At 65.7% G+C, this 16,236-nt stretch carries 14 protein-coding genes; 10 read left to right on the top strand and 4 right to left on the bottom strand.

The window, feature by feature from the left end:
• Window positions 1-6: 6 nt before the first annotated feature.
• Window positions 7-1,479, top strand: a complete 1,473-nt coding sequence (locus tag AC0Z2B_RS07035; RefSeq protein ID WP_416426717.1) for an inorganic phosphate transporter — start codon at window positions 7-9, stop codon at window positions 1,477-1,479.
• 160 nt (window positions 1,480-1,639) lie between these two features.
• Here the strand turns inward: AC0Z2B_RS07035 and AC0Z2B_RS07030 are convergent, their stop codons facing one another.
• Window positions 1,640-3,109: a helicase HerA-like domain-containing protein gene (locus tag AC0Z2B_RS07030; RefSeq protein WP_473004391.1), complete on the bottom strand. Its 1,470-nt coding sequence runs from the start codon at window positions 3,107-3,109 to the stop codon at window positions 1,640-1,642.
• A 150-nt stretch (window positions 3,110-3,259) separates the two neighbouring features.
• Between AC0Z2B_RS07030 and AC0Z2B_RS07025 the strand changes: the two genes are divergently transcribed.
• The 4 genes from AC0Z2B_RS07025 to AC0Z2B_RS07010 all read left to right on the top strand — a co-directional run bounded on the left by AC0Z2B_RS07025 (window position 3,260) and on the right by AC0Z2B_RS07010 (window position 8,092).
• Window positions 3,260-5,149 carry a methyl-accepting chemotaxis protein gene (locus tag AC0Z2B_RS07025; RefSeq protein ID WP_476295704.1) on the top strand — a complete coding sequence of 630 codons (1,890 nt, stop codon included), beginning with the start codon at window positions 3,260-3,262 and terminating at the stop codon, window positions 5,147-5,149.
• An 81-nt stretch (window positions 5,150-5,230) separates the two neighbouring features.
• Window positions 5,231-6,352, top strand: coding sequence for a glycosyltransferase family 4 protein (locus AC0Z2B_RS07020; RefSeq protein WP_476295714.1), 1,122 nt, complete (start codon window positions 5,231-5,233; stop codon window positions 6,350-6,352).
• Window positions 6,345-7,100, top strand: a complete 756-nt coding sequence (locus tag AC0Z2B_RS07015; protein WP_476295703.1) for a DUF2334 domain-containing protein — start codon at window positions 6,345-6,347, stop codon at window positions 7,098-7,100. Before AC0Z2B_RS07020 ends, AC0Z2B_RS07015 begins: the two co-directional genes overlap by 8 nt.
• The gene (locus AC0Z2B_RS07010; protein WP_476295702.1) at window positions 7,097-8,092 is read left to right on the top strand and encodes a lysylphosphatidylglycerol synthase transmembrane domain-containing protein; all 996 of its coding nucleotides are present in this window, start codon (window positions 7,097-7,099) and stop codon (window positions 8,090-8,092) included. The genes AC0Z2B_RS07015 and AC0Z2B_RS07010 overlap by 4 nt, the downstream gene beginning before the upstream one ends.
• Before the next feature lie 371 nt (window positions 8,093-8,463).
• On the opposite strand, the gene AC0Z2B_RS07005 is transcribed toward AC0Z2B_RS07010, so the two are convergent.
• Window positions 8,464-8,622, bottom strand: coding sequence for a hypothetical protein (locus tag AC0Z2B_RS07005; protein ID WP_476295701.1), 159 nt, complete (start codon window positions 8,620-8,622; stop codon window positions 8,464-8,466).
• Between the two features lie 27 nt (window positions 8,623-8,649).
• On the bottom strand, window positions 8,650-9,501 hold the full coding sequence (gene purU / locus AC0Z2B_RS07000; protein ID WP_416426723.1) for a formyltetrahydrofolate deformylase: 852 nt from the start codon (window positions 9,499-9,501) through the stop codon (window positions 8,650-8,652).
• A 313-nt stretch (window positions 9,502-9,814) separates the two neighbouring features.
• Here purU and mvaT point away from each other — a divergent pair, with 313 nt between their 5' ends.
• Complete coding sequence (gene mvaT, locus AC0Z2B_RS06995; RefSeq protein ID WP_416426725.1) at window positions 9,815-10,195, top strand: histone-like nucleoid-structuring protein MvaT; 381 nt, start codon at window positions 9,815-9,817, stop codon at window positions 10,193-10,195.
• An 80-nt stretch (window positions 10,196-10,275) separates the two neighbouring features.
• On the opposite strand, the gene sbcB is transcribed toward mvaT, so the two are convergent.
• Window positions 10,276-11,706, bottom strand: a complete 1,431-nt coding sequence (gene sbcB, locus AC0Z2B_RS06990; RefSeq protein WP_476295700.1) for an exodeoxyribonuclease I — start codon at window positions 11,704-11,706, stop codon at window positions 10,276-10,278.
• Between the two features lie 148 nt (window positions 11,707-11,854).
• Between sbcB and AC0Z2B_RS06985 the strand changes: the two genes are divergently transcribed.
• Genes AC0Z2B_RS06985 through AC0Z2B_RS06970 form a run of 4 tightly spaced genes read left to right on the top strand, consistent with a single transcriptional unit; the run spans window position 11,855 to window position 16,221 of the window.
• The gene (locus tag AC0Z2B_RS06985) at window positions 11,855-12,580 is read left to right on the top strand and encodes an RDD family protein (protein WP_476295699.1); all 726 of its coding nucleotides are present in this window, start codon (window positions 11,855-11,857) and stop codon (window positions 12,578-12,580) included.
• A complete protein-coding gene (locus AC0Z2B_RS06980; protein ID WP_476295698.1) occupies window positions 12,577-13,554 on the top strand; it encodes a stage II sporulation protein M in 978 nt (325 codons plus the stop codon). The genes AC0Z2B_RS06985 and AC0Z2B_RS06980 overlap by 4 nt, the downstream gene beginning before the upstream one ends.
• Entirely contained in the window at window positions 13,541-15,064 is a 1,524-nt protein-coding gene (locus AC0Z2B_RS06975; protein WP_476295697.1) for a DUF4129 domain-containing protein, read from the top strand. The genes AC0Z2B_RS06980 and AC0Z2B_RS06975 overlap by 14 nt, the downstream gene beginning before the upstream one ends.
• Window positions 15,061-16,221 carry a DUF4350 domain-containing protein gene (locus AC0Z2B_RS06970; protein WP_476295696.1) on the top strand — a complete coding sequence of 387 codons (1,161 nt, stop codon included), beginning with the start codon at window positions 15,061-15,063 and terminating at the stop codon, window positions 16,219-16,221. The genes AC0Z2B_RS06975 and AC0Z2B_RS06970 overlap by 4 nt, the downstream gene beginning before the upstream one ends.
• The last annotated feature ends 15 nt before the right edge of the window (window positions 16,222-16,236 follow it).

Here is a 16,236-nt window from a genome sequence, read left to right as displayed (position 1 = left end):
ACCTTCATGATTGATTTATTCCACGGAGTCGACGCCTGGGTACTGGTGAGCCTTTTCTTCGCTCTCGCCTTTGTCCTGGCTTTCGAGTTCATCAATGGCTTTCATGACACCGCCAACGCGGTCGCTACAGTCATTTATACCAAAGCCATGCCGCCGCACCTGGCCGTGTTCTTTTCCGGCGCCTTCAACTTCCTGGGGGTGTTGTTTGGCGGCGTGGGCGTTGCCTACGCAATCGTTCACCTGTTGCCGGTCGAGCTGCTGATCAACGTCAACACCGGCCAGGGCCTGGCCATGGTGTTCTCGCTGCTGGCCGCCGCCATCGCTTGGAACCTGGGCACCTGGTACTTCGGCATTCCGTCGTCCAGCTCGCACACGCTGATCGGTTCGATCCTGGGCGTGGGCCTGGCCAACGCCATGATCAACCACATCCCGCTGGGCAAGGGCGTGAACTGGCAGAAGGCAATCGACATCGGCGCCTCGCTGGTGGTCTCGCCCATCGTCGGCTTCTTCCTGGCCGCCCTGGTGCTGATCGCGCTGAAGGCCTGGCGCCCGCTGTCGAACATGCACAAGACCCCTGACGAGCGCAAACGGACCGACTCCAAGAAGCACCCGCCGTTCTGGAACCGCCTGGTACTGGTGGTCTCGGCCATGGCCGTGAGCTTCGTGCACGGTTCCAACGACGGCCAGAAAGGCATTGGCCTGATCATGCTGGTGCTGATCGGCATCGTGCCTGCGCAGTTCGTGCTGGACCTGAGCAGCACCACCTACCAGATCGAACGCACCCGCGACGCCACCGTGCACTTGAGCCAGTTCTACAAGCGCAACGAAGCGACCCTGGGCGAGTACCTGGCCCTGGGCAAGGCCCAGAGCGGCGACCTGCCGGACCAGTTCCGCTGCGAGCCACAGCAGACCGAGCCGACCATCAATGCGCTGATGACCACCCTCAACGGCGTGTCCGACTACCACACCCTGCCCGCCGAGAAGCGCATCGAAGTACGCCGCTACCTGCTGTGCCTGGATGACACCGCGCGCCAGGTCGGCAAGCTGCCGGCCCTGGATTCGCGTGAGAAGTCGGACCTGGAGAAACTGCGCAAGGACCTGACCACCACCACCGAATACGCGCCCTTCTGGGTCGTGGTTGCAGTGGCCCTGGCCCTGGGCCTGGGCACCATGATCGGCTGGAAGCGCGTGGTGCTGACCATCGGCGAGAAGATCGGCAAGCAGGGCATGACCTACGCCCAAGGCATGTCGGCGCAGATCACCGCGGCGCTGTCGATTGGCCTGGCCAACGTCTTTGCCCTGCCGGTGTCGACCACCCACGTGCTGTCCTCGGGCGTGGCCGGCACCATGGTGGCGAACAAGAGCGGCCTGCAGGGCGGCACCATCAAGACCATCATGCTGGCCTGGGTACTGACCCTGCCGGCGTCGATGGCGCTGGCGGCCGGGCTGTTCTGGCTGTCGTCGAAAGTCGTGGCGTAAAACCACCGCTGTTGAAAAAGGCGCCCCGGGGCGCCTTTTTCATGCCTGAAGCAAACCCGTAGCAGCTGCCGAAGGCTGCGTCCGAATTCGCTGCGGCGTGCCGGGGGAAGCGCGGCGCCTTGGACGCGGCCTGCGGCCGCTGCTACAGCGAACATCACGCTCACCGGCGCTTCTTGCCGCCCAACAACGACCCCATCAGCCCCCGCACCAACTCGCGCCCCAGCTGGTTCGCCGCCTGGCGCATGGCCGACTTCAACGCCTGCCCCGCTACCCCGCCCAGCAGTTCCCCGGCCTTGTCCGCCAGGCTCGGCTCTGTGGGCGCCGCTTCCTGGGGCGCCGGCGCCTTGCGTGCCAGCAGCATTTCGTAGGCCGATTCCCGGTCGATGGGCTGGTCATAACGCCCCGCCAGCGGCGAGGCGGCGATGATGGCCGCCCGCTCCGCCTCGCTCAACGGCCCGATGCGCGACTGCGGCGGCGCCACCAGCACGCGCTGGACCATGGCCGGAGTGCCCTTGTCCTGCAGGGTGCCCACCAGCGCTTCGCCGATGCCCAGTTCGGTCAGCACCGCCAGGCTGTCGAACGCCGGGTTGGGACGAAAACCATCGGCCACCGCCTTCAGCGCCTTCTGCTCCTTGGCGGTGAACGCCCGCAGGCCGTGCTGCACGCGCAAGCCCAGTTGCGCCAGGACGTTGTCGGGCAGGTCGGCCGGCGACTGGGTGACGAAGTACACGCCCACGCCCTTGGAGCGGATCAGCCGCACCACCTGTTCCAGGCGCTCCTGCAACGCCTTGGGGGTGCCGGCAAACAACAGGTGCGCTTCGTCGAAGAACAGCGCCAGCAGCGGCTTGTCGGCGTCGCCGCGCTCGGGCAGCTGCTCGAACAACTCGGCCAGCAGCCACAGCAGGAAGGTCGCGTAGACCTTGGGCGCCTCGTGCACCAGGCGGCTGGCGTCCAGCAGGTGGATGCGCCCGCGGCCGTCGGCGGCCGGTGCCAGCAGGTCCTGCAGTTGCAGCGCCGGCTCGCCGAACAGCGCTTCGGCGCCCTGCTGTTCCAGGGTGGCCAGGCGCCGCAACAGGGCCTGGCTGGAGCCGGTGGTCATCAGCGCGCTGTCGTCGCCCAGCACCTGGGGGTTGTCACGCAGGTAACCCAGCAGCGCTTTCAAATCCTTGAGGTCCAGCAACAGCAGGCCATCGCGGTCGGCCACCTTGAACGCCGCGTATAGCGCCGCCTGCTGGCTGTCGGTGAGTTCCAGCAGGCTGCCCAGCAACAACGGCCCCATCTCGCTCAAGGTGGTGCGCAGCGGGTGGCCGCTGTGGCCGTGCACATCCCACAGGGTCACCGGGTAGGCCTGGGGCCGATGCTGCAGCCACGGCATACCGGCGATGCGCTCGGCGATCTTGCCGCTGGGCGCACCCGCCGCGCCCAGGCCGCACAGGTCGCCCTTGATGTCGGCGGCGAACACCGCCACCCCGGCGTCGCTGAAACCTTCGGCCAGGCGCTGCAAGGTGACGGTCTTGCCGGTGCCGGTGGCGCCGGCGATCAGGCCGTGACGGTTGGCCAGGCGCAGGTCCTGGCCCAGGGGCTGGCCGGCCTGGTCGGCCCCAATGAGCAATTGCGCAACGTCAGGCATTTCGTCACCTCGCTTAAGTTTTCTCGCGCCGCAGTCGATATAGCGGGTGGAAGACCCAAACTTTAAAAAACGTTCGCCCCGCCTTTTAGGGATGAAGGCACTGCTTAATCCACCTGCCCCGAATTAAGACCTTAGCGGATCGTATCCCCCATGAATAAAAACCTGAGATTCAGCCACAAGATTCTCATCGCGGCCTCGCTCATCGTGCTGGCCGCCTTTGCGTTGTTCACCTTGTATAACGATTACCTGCAACGCAATGCGATCCGCAAGGACCTGGAAAGCTACCTGCATGAAATGGGCGACGTCACTTCGACCAACATCAGCAACTGGCTGGGCGGCCGTATCCTGCTGGTGCAGAACGTGGTGGAAAACATCCGCCTGAACCCGGAGCCGGGCAACGTCAACCGCGTGCTGGAACAACCGACGCTCAACAACAACTTCCTCAATATTTACCTGGGCGACCCCCAGGGCAACTTCTATAACAAGCCAGAAGCCACCATGCCCGCTGGCTATGACCCGCGCGTACGGCCCTGGTACAAAAGCGGCCTGGCCACCAGTGGCCCACTGCTGACCGAACCCTATATCGACATGAGCACCGGCAAGCTGGTGATCTCCATCGTGCAGGCCGCCAACCAGGGCAACGCCAACCTGGGCGTGGTGGGCGGTGACCTGAGCCTGGACACCATGGACAAGATCATCCGCTCGCTGGACTTCGGCGGCATGGGCCATGCGTTCCTGGTGAGCGCCGACGGCAAGATCCTGGTACACCCCAACCGCGACCTGGTGATGAAGACCCTCAACGACATGGCGCCGGGCAGCGACCTGAAGCTCGACAGCGCCCTGCATGAAGTGGAGATCGACGGCAAGACGCGCATCGTCACCTTCGCCCCGGTCAAGGGCCTGCCCTCGGTGAACTGGTACATCGGCCTGTCCGTGGACAAGGACAAGGCCTTTGCCATGCTGTCGCAGTTCCGCACCTCGGCGATGATCGCCACCGTAGTGGCCGTGGTCATCATCATCGCCCTGCTGGGCATGCTGATCCGCGTGCTGATGGGCCCGCTGCACACCATGATCCGCGCCATGGAAAACATCGCCGAAGGCGAAGGCGACCTGACCCGCCGCCTGCAGATCAACGGCAACGACGAGTTCGGCATGCTGGGCCGCGCCTTCAACCGCTTCGTCGAGCGTATCCATGGCTCGATCCGCGAGGTGTCGTCGGCCACCGAGCAGGTTAATGAAGTGGCGCTGCGCGTGGTCGCGGCTTCGAACTCGTCGATGCTCAACTCGGACGAGCAATCCAACCGCACCAACAGCGTCGCCGCGGCCATCAACCAGCTGGGCGCCGCCGCCCAGGAAATTGCCCACAACGCCGCGCAAGCCTCGCAACAGGCCACCAGCGCCCGGCGCCTGGCCGAGGAAGGCCAGCAAGTGGTGGAAAACAGCATCCAGGCCATGAACCGCCTGTCGGACCTGATCAGCACCTCCAGTGGCCATATCGAGACGCTCAACAGCAAGACCGTGAACATCGGCCAGATCCTGGAAGTGATCACCAGCATCTCCCAGCAGACCAACCTGCTGGCGCTCAACGCCGCCATCGAGGCCGCGCGTGCCGGTGAAGCCGGCCGCGGCTTCGCGGTGGTGGCCGATGAAGTGCGCAACCTGGCCCACCGTACACAGGAATCGGCGCAGCAAGTGCAGGCCATGATCGAGGAGCTGCAGGTGGGCGCCCGCGCCTCGGTGAGCACCATGGGCGAAAGCCAGCGCCACAGCCAGGACAGCGTGTCCATCGCCAACCAGGCCGGCGAGCGCCTGGGCAGCGTGACCGTGCGCATTGGCGAGATCGACGGCATGAACCAGTCGGTGGCCACCGCCACCGAGGAACAGACCGCCGTGGTCGACTCCATCAACATGGACATCAACGAGATCAACACCCTCAACCAGGAAGGCATCGAGAACCTGCACTCCACCCTGCGCGCCTGCTCGGACCTGGAACAACAGGCCACCCGCCTCAAGCAACTGGTGGGCAGCTTCCGTATCTGAGCCCCTGCCGGCGCACCTAGCGATCGGATGAAACAACTGTCCCTGCCAGCGGTCAACCTAAGGGAATGACACTGCGCAGGGATACCGATCGTGCATATCGCTGACATCACCATGTTCTACGCCCCCGCCAGCGGGGGCGTGAGAACCTATCTTGATGCCAAACACCGTCGCCTGATGGTCACGCCCGGGGTTCGCCACAGCCTGCTGATACCCGGCCCGGCCTTGAATGAAGACAACGGCATCTACCAGGTGCCGGCCCCCGCCCTGCCCTTTGGCAACGGCTACCGTTTCCCCCTGCGCCTGGCGCCCTGGCGCAACGTGCTCAAGGACCTGCAACCGGACCTGATCGAGGTGGGTGATCCCTACCTCACCGCCTGGGCCGCCCTCGACGCGCGCCGCCAGCTGGACGTGCCCGTCATCGGCTTCTACCACTCCGATCTGCCGCTGCTGGTGAGCAACCGCATGGGCAACTGGTTCACCCCCAACGTCGAGGCCTATGTCAGCAAGCTGTACGGCAACTTCGACCGGGTGCTGGCGCCCAGCCAGGTGATGGCCGACAAGCTGCGCGGCCTGGGCGTGGGCAATGTGCATGTGCAGCGCCTGGGCGTGGACCTCGCCACCTTCAACCCCCAGCGCCGCGACCCCGGCCTGCGCGCCGAGTTGGGCCTGGGCGACGACGTGCGCCTGCTGATATTTGCCGGCCGCGGCTCCAAGGAAAAGAACCTGCCGGTGCTGCTGCAGTGCATGAAGCGCCTGGGCCCCAAGTACCACCTGCTCCTGGTGGGCTCGCACATGCCGGCCAGCGTGCCGCGCAACGTCACGGTGATGGACAATTTCCGCCCTGCCCACGAACTGGCAAGGCTGCTGGCCAGCGCCGACGCGCTGCTGCATGCCGGTGACCAGGAGACCTTCGGCCTGGTGATTCTCGAAGCCATGGCCAGTGGCATCCCGGTGGTGGCGGTCGCGGCCGGCGCGTTCACGGAAATCGTGCAACCGGACTGCGGCCTGTTGTGCCGGCCCAACGACCCCCACGCCATGGCCGATGCGGTGCGCGACCTGTTCGCCCAAGGCGGCGACCTGGGCCGCCGCGCGCGCCTGCACGCCGAGCAGCATTACGCCTGGGACACCGTGGTGGCCGGGCTCCTGGAACATTACCGCGCGGTGCTTGGCACCAGCGCCCGCAAGGTGGTTCGCCATGGCTGATGTGTTACTGGTACTGCACGACGTGTCCCCGCAAAGCTGGGAAGACTACAAGCCCTTCGTTGACGCGGTCGATGCCCTGGGCGACATACCCATGACGCTGCTGGTGGTGCCGGACTTCCATCACCACAACCACCTGCACAACTTCCCCGCCTTCCGGCGCATGATGGACCTGCGCCTGGCCCGCGGCGACGAACTGGCGCTGCACGGCTTCTACCACGCCGACGACGGCCCCATGCCGCACACCCCGCGCGAGTACTTCATGCGCCGGGTGTACACCTGGGAAGGCGAGTTCTACCAGCTGTCGGAGGCCGACGCGCTGATGCGCCTGGAAGCGGGCCTTGAAGTGTTCGCCCGCAATGACTGGCCGGTCGAAGGTTTCGTCGCGCCGGCGTGGCTGATGAGCGAAGGCACCCGCCGCGCCCTGCAACGGCTGCCCCTGAGCTATACCAGTGGCCCACAACACTTGTACCGGCTGCCCGATTTCACCGAGATCCAGGCCCCGGGCCTGGTGTGGAGCGCCGGCAGCGCCTGGCGCCGCGGCCTGTCCAAGGTGCTCAGCGACTGGCGCGAGCAGCAATGGCAGCAGGCGTCGTGCATACGCCTGGGCTTGCACCCGGTGGACATGCGCCATGATTATTCGCGGCAGTACTGGCTGGACACCCTGCAACGCCTGCTGCAACAGGGGCGCCAGCCGCTGACCAAGCTGGCCTGGGTGCAACGCCAGGCCGTCGCCCGCCACGCCGCATGAAACGCTGGCTGTGGCTGGCGGCAGCCATCGCGGTCGCGGTGCTGATCCCGCTGTGGCTGGGCGGTGCCGACATGCTGGGGCGGCTGCAACGCTTCCCGCCGCTGTTGTGGCCCGCCATGTTCGCCATGATCGGCCTGTGCTGGTGCGTCAACGCCCTGCGCCTGCGCCTATTGCTGGGCGCCCTGGCGGACCGGCTGACCCTGCGGCGCTGCCTGGGCACGGTGATGGCCACCGAGTTCGCCATCTGCGCCAGCCCCGGTGGCAGCGGCGGGCCGCTGACGCTGCTGGCGTTGCTGGGCCGCTTCGGCGTGCGGCCGGCGCGGGCCAGCGCGGTGTTCGCCATGGACCAGCTCAGCGACCTGGCCTTCTTCCTGTGCGCGCTGGCGGGGATATTTTTCTACGCGCTGTTTCACCACCTCAACCATGGGCTGCAATGGCTGCTCACCCTCAGTGCCTTGCTGATGCTGGGGGCAGCGGCCCTGGGCCTGGCGCTGGTGCGCTGGCATCGCCAGGTTATCCGCCTCAACGGCCAGGTGCTGCGCCGCCTCGGCGTGGGCGCGGCCAAGCGCCGACGCTGGGCGCGCAAGCTGCTGCGCTTCCTCGAGGCCTTCGCCGACACCTGCAAACTGCCACGGCCGGTGCTGGCCAAGGTCTTCCTGTTGACCTGCCTGCACTGGGGCGTGCGCTACAGCGTGCTGTACCTGGCGTTGTGCGGGCTGGGGGCGGACGTGGAGTGGGCGTGGACGTTCCTGATCCAGATGCTGTCGTTGAGTGCCGGCCAATTCAGCCTGCTGCCCGGAGGGGCCGGCGCGGCCGAGCTAACCTCGGCGGCGCTGCTGGCGCCCATGGTGGGCAAGGCCAGCGCGGCGGCGGCGATCCTGATCTGGCGGGTGGTGACCTATTACTTCTACCTGATTGCTGGCGGCCCGGTGTTCGCCACCATGGTCGGCGGCCCGCTGCTGCGCCGCCTCAAACACCGCCCAACCCCGTAGCAGCTGCCGCAGGCGGCGTCCGGCACCGCCGCGGTATACCTGGACGTGCGCGGTGCCTGCGGACGCGGCCTATGGCCGCTGCTACGCGCCGCCATTCACGTAGCAGCTGCCGCAGGCGGCGTCCGGTAGCCCCGCGGTATACCTGGGCGTGCGCGGTGCCTGCAGACGCGGCCTATGGCCACTGCTACGAGGGCATTGCACGTAGCAGCAACTGTCTTGAAATGGCGTTGTCTGCATCGCGACTAAAGTCGGCTCCTACACTATTCGTGGTAGGAGCCGGCCTTGGCCGCGATGCAGGCGACGCGGTCTATGGGGTATCCGCATTCGCGTAGCAGCTGCCGCAGGCGGCGTCTGGCACCGATGCGGGGTTTTCAAGGGGCTTCGGGGTGGGTTTGCTCCCACAAGGCCTCGGCACCGGGGAACTCGGTGCCGTCCTCGTCGCTCAGGGCGTCGGGGTCGTAACGGGCTAGGCAGCCCTCGCCCAGGGTGGGCGGGGGCGTGGCAGCCGCCTTGTCGCGGGGGTCGCTCATGGGGCTGCCTCGCTGCTCAAGCCAGGGTCAGTTGAATACCACGGTCTTGTTGCCGTGCACCAGCACGCGGTCTTCCAGGTGGTAGCGCAGGCCACGGGCCAGCACCATCTTCTCGACGTCACGGCCGAACCGCACCATGTCCTCGATGCTGTCGCTGTGGCTGACGCGCACCACGTCCTGTTCGATGATAGGCCCGGCGTCCAGTTCCTCGGTCACATAGTGACAAGTGGCGCCGATCAGCTTCACGCCACGCAGGGAGGCCTGGTGGTACGGCTTGGCGCCCACGAACGACGGCAGGAAGCTGTGGTGAATGTTGATGACCTTCTGCGCGTATTCCTGGCACAGCTGCGGCGGCAGGATTTGCATGTAGCGGGCCAGCACCACCACGTCGGCCTGGTGATGGTTGACCAGGCGCGACACTTCGGCGAACGCCGGCTGCTTGTCCTGCGGGTTCACCGGCACGTGGTAGTAAGGAATGCCGTGCCACTCGACCATGCTGCGCAGGTCATCGTGGTTGGAGATCACGCAGGCAATCTCGCAGTCCAGCTCGTCGCTGTGCCAGCGGTGCAGCAGGTCGGCCAGGCAGTGGGACTCGCGGCTGGCCATCAGCACCACGCGCTTCTTCTGTTCGGTGTCGGTGATACGCCACACCATGGAGAACTCTTCGGCGATGGGCGCGAACGCCTCGCGGAAGGCTTCTATGCCAAATGGCAGGGTGTCGGCACGGATCTCGTGACGCATGAAGAACCAGCCACTCTGGTCGTCCGAGTGGTGGCTTGCTTCATTGATCCAGCCGTTATGGGAAGCCAGGAAATTACTGACTTTGGCAACAATGCCAACGCGGTCCGGGCAAGCGATAACCAGCCGAAAAGTGCGCATGAGGGAAAACTCCAAGACTTCGCAAAGGCGGCTATTCTAGCGGACACTCGAGGAAACTGCAGTATTCGTTGCATCGGCAGGCCACCGGCGCCTGCATATCCCTGCATCGATAAGGGTTATCCCCTGGCCACCGACGCGATGGCCAGCGACATTGGCGTATAACTGACCGTTCAAACTTAAATAGCTACCACTGGTCACGATTAAAATAACGTCATTTGTGAAGGCATCGGCGCTTTAATGTTTACTTGATCAAAAGCTATGACTATTATTGAGCCAAGTATCCCTGACACACAGCATTCACAAGGTCCTGCTCATGTCCCTGATCAACGAATACCGCGCCACAGAAGAAGCCATCAAAGAACTGCAAGCTCGTTTGAAGAACCTGTCGCAAGACGACAAACTGCAAACCGAGCTGGAATTCGAAGGCAAACTGCGTACCCTGATGGGCGAATATCAGAAATCCCTGCGTGACATCATCGCGCTGCTGGATCCTGAAGCCAAGCTGAACAAGGCTCCACGTGGCGCCGCCGTTAAAGTCACCGGCACCAAGCGCGCTCGTAAAGTTAAGCAATACAAAAACCCGCACAACGGTGAAGTCATCGAAACCAAAGGTGGCAACCACAAGACCCTGAAAGAGTGGAAAGCCAAGTGGGGCGGCGACGTCGTCGAAGGCTGGGCAACTCTGCTAGGCTAATTGATTCGGCCCGCGCCGTTCGATTCGCTAAAAAAAACGCCAGCTGATAGCTGGCGTTTTTTTATGCCCGAAACAAAGTGTTATAGGCCGAGCCGTGCTTGCAACCCGGCCACGTGGGTTTGCCACTGGGCCAGCACCTGCGCCTGCGCCGGCGTGGCCTGGGGCTGCCATTGCGCCAGGGCCTGGGCAAAGCCTTCGAGGGTATTGGGCGCACCCCAGGACTGATCGGTCAAACGCCGGCGGCAGAAGTCTGCCCAGGCCTGGCGTTCTTCTTCGGTCAACGTATCAGGGAAGTTACGTGCCCGATAGCGGAACAGTAATTCGGGCAGCCGCTCATCATCGAACATCCAGTTTTCCAGCGCCAGTTGATGCGGATCCAGTGTCCGCACCCGCTCACATAAACGCCGGTCACGATCACCAATAAAGCCATCGTATAGCTGTTGCTCCGGATCGCTCACCGTGCTGAAGGCTTCCTCGCCATACAGGCTCGCGAGTTTGTCCCGCCATTGTGCCTGCCCCTGAGTCAACTGCTCGGCGCGTTGCAGATAAAGGGCCATATCCAATTGCAGGCGTTGCCGATCTTCCTCGCGCACTACCGTCAACGGCGCCAACACCGGGCAGCGATTGACATGCACCAGCTTCAGCGGCACCGGCAATTGCCCTTCGGGCATTTCATCGCGGCGGGTGTACAGGCGCTGAAGCAAAACTTCCGCGGGTTCGTCCAACAATGGCCGTGGATCAAAATGCAGATCGCAGACAATCAGCGCATTTTTATTACGGGGGTGCCAGGCCAACGGCAGCACCACGCCCAAATAATTGCGCTCGGCGGAAAAGCGTCCGGAAATATGTACCAACGGCTGTAACAAGCGAACCTGGTCCAGCACTTTGGTTTTACTGCGCAGCTGATACAACCAGTTATACAATTTGGGTTGTCGATCGCGAATCAGGCGTGCAAGCGCAATAGTGGCCCGTACGTCGGACAATGCATCGTGGGCCTGGCCGTGATCAATGCCGTTGGCTGCGGTCAGCAACTCCAGCTTCATGCTGACCCGCCCGTCCACCTGCGGCCAGACGATGCCCTCGGGGCGCAGGGCATAGGCCGTGCGCACCACATCGATCAGGTCCCAGCGGGTGTTGCCGCCCTGCCACTCGCGGGCGTAGGGGTCGAAGAAATTGCGGTAGAGGCTGTAGCGGGTGACTTCATCATCGAAGCGCAAAGTGTTGTAGCCGGCGCTGCAGGTGCCGGCGCGGGCCATCTGGTCGTTGACCCGGGTCATGAACTCGGCCTCGCACAGGCCGCGTTCGGCCAGGCGCTGGGGGGTGATGCCGGTGATCACGCAGGCAGCCGGGTGCGGCAGGATATCGTCGCTGGGCTGGCAATAGAGGTTGATCGGCTCGTCGATCTCATTGAGGTTGGCATCGGTGCGAATACCGGCGACCTGCAGGGCGCGGTCATTGCGCGGGTTGATGCCGGTGGTTTCGTAGTCGTACCAGAAAATGCTGGAGTTCACGGGGTGTTCCTGTGCACAAAGTCGGCAAAGTCTAGGCGTTAGCGGCCAGCGGGACCAGCCATGCATGAATGTCAGGTTGCTTCGGCCCCCCAGGGTAGCTAGGATCGGAAGGCACGCAGTCAATATCGGCCCCGCACCCAAGGCATCCATGCCCCACACCACAGCGACGCGACGGAATGCAATGCTGGTCCCGCCAGTGGACACCCGCTACCAGATCGAAACCCCCGAAGGCATTGACCTGAGCCTGCGCCCGGCCGGGCTGGTGGTGCGCAGCCTGGCGTTCGCCATCGACCTGCTGTTGCGCGGCTTGCTGCTGGGCGTGCTGTTTACCGTGCTGGTGTGGCTGGGCAGCCTGGGCGTGGGGCTGGGCGCCATGCTGCTGTTCCTGGTGAACTGGTGGTACATGGTGCTGTTCGAGGTGTTCAACCAGGGCCGTTCGCCCGGCAAGCAGGCCATGGGCCTGCGGGTGGTGGAGGACGACGGCACGCCCATTGGCTGGTCGGCCTCGCTGCTGCGCAACCTGCTGCGGGTGGTGGACATGCTGCCGTTCGGCTATTTCCTGGGCGCTATCAGCTGCCTGCAACACCCCGCGTTCAAGCGCCTGGGCGACCTGGCGGCGGGCACCCTGGTGGTGTACCGCGACCAACCGAACCTGCGCCCGCGCCTGCCCGCCGCCGAGGCCATTACCGCGCCTTTCGCCCTGACCCTCACCGAGCAGCGCGCGCTGCTGAGCCTGGCCGAGCGCCAGGACGAGCTGTCCGCCGAACGCCTCGCCGAACTGGCCGCCATCGCCGCGCCCAGCCTCGACGTCAGCCCGGCCATGGCCATGGCGCGCATCAACGGCATCGCCCGTGGCCTGCTGGGGCCAACATGAAGCAGAGCCAATTCGAACAGTTGCACCAAGCCCAGTGGCTGGCCTTCGAACACCTGCTGACGCTGCTGGAGCATGGCAAGTCGCGCCCCGAGGCCAGCGAGACCTTCGCCCAGGATTACCGGCGGCTGTGCCAGCACCTGGCCCTGGCGCAGGCGCGCGGCTACAGCAGCCACCTGGTGGACAGCCTGCAGCAGCTGGCCCTGCGCGGCCACCAGCAGTTGTACCGGCGCCGCCATGCGCTGGGGGCCAACATCCTGGCCTTCGTGCTGGCCGGTTTTCCGCGGCTGGTGCGCCAGCAATGGCGCTTCGTGCTGCTGGCCTGCCTGGTGTTCTTTGGCAGTGTGCTGCTGACCGGGGTGCTGGTGTACGCCTTCCCCGACCTGGTCTACAACCTGATGGAGCCGGCCCGGGTGGCCCAGACCGAGGCCATGTACGACCCCGACCAGACCCGCCTGGGCCCCGCCGCGCAGCGCCTGGCCGGGCAGGACTGGATGATGTTCGGCTACTACATCATGAACAACATCGGCATTGCCTTCCAGACCTTCGCCAGTGGCCTGCTGCTGGGCCTGGGCAGCCTGTTCTTCCTGCTGTTCAACGGCCTGATGATCGGCGCCGTGGCTGGCCACCTCACCGAGATCGGCTACGTGCAGACCTTCTGGCCCTTCGTCATCGGCCATGGTGCCTTCGAGCTTACGGCGATCGCCCTCTCCGGCGCTGCCGGGCTGAAGCTGGGCTGGGCGCTGGTGGCGCCGGGCCGGCTGAGCCGCAGCCAGGCGCTGCGCCAGGCTGCGGGTGTGGCTATCCAGCTGGTGTACGGGGTGATCGCCATGTTGCTGATCGCGGCGTTCATCGAAGCGTACTGGTCGTCGCGCACCGACTTCAGCGCCGCCACCAAGTACACGGTGGGCACCCTGCTGTGGCTGCTGGTGGGCATATACCTGACCCTGGGTGGACGTCACCATGCGCCTGACTGACGCCAGCGTCGCGATTCGCCCGCGCAACACCTGGGAGGCCCTGGACCTGGGCGTGCTGCTGGCGCGCCGGCACCGGCGCCTGCTGATGCTCGGCTGGGCTATCGTCACCCTGCCGGTGTTCGCCCTGCTGACCCTGCTGCTGTGGGACTCGCCGTCGCTGGCGATGTTTCTGTTCTGGTGGCTGAAGCCGCTGTTCGAGCGCCTGCCGCTGCATATTCTTTCCCAGGCGCTGTTCAGCGACCCGCCCACCCTGGGCGAGGCCTTGCGCCAATGGCCCCGGCTGCTCAAGGTGCAGCTGTGGCCCAGCCTGTTGTGGCGGCGCCTGAGCCTGACGCGCAGCTTCCACCTGCCGGTGCAGCAGCTGGAAGGCCTGGACGGCAGCGAGCGCCAGCGCCGCCTGGCAGTGCTCGACCCCCACGCCGGGCGCACCGCGCGCTGGTTGACCCTGGTGGGCATGCACCTGGAAGGCGCGCTATGGATTGGCCTGATCAGCCTGTTCTACCTGATGGTGCCGCAACAGATGGAAGTGGAGTGGAGCTGGCGGCGCCTGATCGAGGCGGCCAACGGCCAATGGCTGTGGGTGGAGCACCTGACCAACGCCTTCTACGCCTTGGTCTTGGTGTTGTGGGAGCCGATCTACGTGGCCTGCGGTTTCACCCTGTACCTGAACCGCCGCACGCAGCTGGAGGCCTGGGACATCGAGCTGGTATTGCGCGGCCTGCGCCAGCGCCTGGCCGGGGTGGCGCCGCTGTTGCTGGTGGCGGCCCTGGGCGTGCTGGGCCTGGCCCCGCGCAGCGAAGCGGCACCGGCGCCGGCAGCCAATCCGTTCGACCAGCCGCGCCTGGTGCACCAGGCCGTCACCAGCCAGGCGGCACGCCAGGACATCAAGACCCTCCTTGAGCAACCGCCGTTCAGCAACAAGCAGACCCTGCACCTCTGGCGGCTGGGCCAGGCGGATGAAGCCAAGCCTGCGCCCGTGGACCTCAAGCGCCTGCTGGAACAACCCTGGCTGAAGCGGCTGGCGCAGTTCATGGAAGCGGCGCTGTGGAGCGCAGTGATCGCCGGCATCGCCCTGGTGGCCTGGCGCTACCGCAGTTGGCTGCGCACCTTCGTCAGTCGGCGCGCACCTGCGGCACCTGCCCAAGCGCAGCTGCCCACGCAGCTGTGGGGCCTGGCGGTGGGCGGCCACGACCTGCCCGACGACATCGCCGGCCACGCCCGCCAGCTGTGGGCCAGCAACCCGCGTGAGGCTTTGGGGCTGCTGTACCGAGGGTTGCTTAACCGCCTGCTGCATGATTATCGCCTGCCCCTGCACGAGGCGGACACCGAGGGCCAGGTGCTGGCCAAGGTCGCCGGGCTGCACGACCCGGCCCTGGAGGCCTTCAGCCAGGTGCTGACACGCCACTGGCAAGCCCTGGCCTACGGCCACCGCCTGCCAAGCGAAGCGCTGGCGATGCAGCTGTGTGACGACTGGAGCCAGTTGTTCAGCGCGCGCGGGGCACGGCCATGAACCGCCGCCGCGCCTGGCTGGTCGCTGTGCTGGTGCTGGTCGCCCTGGCGGCTGTCGGCTTCTATCTGGCCCGCCACCTGCACCCCTATGACGAAACAGTCGACCATGGCCCTTCGCCCGAGGCCCGCGCCAACCCCTGGCTGGCGGCCGAGACCTTCCTGCGCCACCGGGGCCTGAAAGCCGACATGGCTAACGGCCTGGAAGTGCTGCAACACCTGCCCGGCCAAGGCCAGAGCCTGTTGCTGCTGGGCGACCGCGCAACCATGAGCGCGCGCCAGGCCGAGGACGTGCTGGCCTGGGTGCGCGGCGGTGGCCGCCTGCTGTTCGTGGCCGAGGCGCTCTGGGACGACGACAAGGCCATGAGCGGCGACCTGCTGCTCGATCGCCTGCAACTGCGCCAGTTCCTGGCGGCGGACCTGCCCGCCCTGCCCCAGCTCAAGCCCGACCCTTACCCGCAGCTGACCAAGCTGTACCTGGAAAACGAGCAGGCACCGGCCTACTTCAGCTTCGACCCCGATTTCCACCTGGAAGACCCGGCCAACAAGGCCCAGTCCTGGGCCAACAGCAGCAATGCCACGCACCTGATGCAACTGCGCTACGGCGAGGGGCTGATCACGGTGGTCACCGACGCCGACCTGTGGACCAACGCCGCCATCCGCCGCTACGACAACGCCTGGCTGCTGTGGTACCTGAACCAGGGCACCGACGTGACCCTGGTGTTCCGCAGCGCCCGTGACAGCCTCGCCACCCTGCTGTGGCGCCACTACCCCCAGGCGTTGGCCAGCCTGGCGCTGCTGCTGGTGCTGGGCGCCTGGCACTTCGCCCTGCGCCATGGCCCCATCACGCCGCCGCCGGCGCTAGCCCGCCGGCAGCTGCGCGAACACCTGCGGGCCACGGCCGCGTTCCTGCTGCGCAACGCCGGCCAGGACCGCCTGCTGCGCGCGCTGCAGCAGGACATACTGCGCCGCGCCCGCCGCCGCCATCCCGGTTTTGAACGCCTGGCCGTGGCCGAGCAGTGGCAGGTGCTGTCGCGCCTGACCCGCCAGCCCACCGCCGCCATTGGCCAGGCCCTGCGCCCGCCCTTGAAACAGCGCCTCGGCGCGGCCGAATTCAGCCGCCAGGTGGCCCACCTGCAAACCCTCAGGAATGCCCTATGAGCGACCCGACCCACG

The sequence above is a fragment of the Pseudomonas sp. GYB4201 genome, assembly GCF_056312595.1.
Note: the sequence above shows the minus strand (reverse complement) of the source record. Positions and strands in the feature narration are given on the sequence as shown.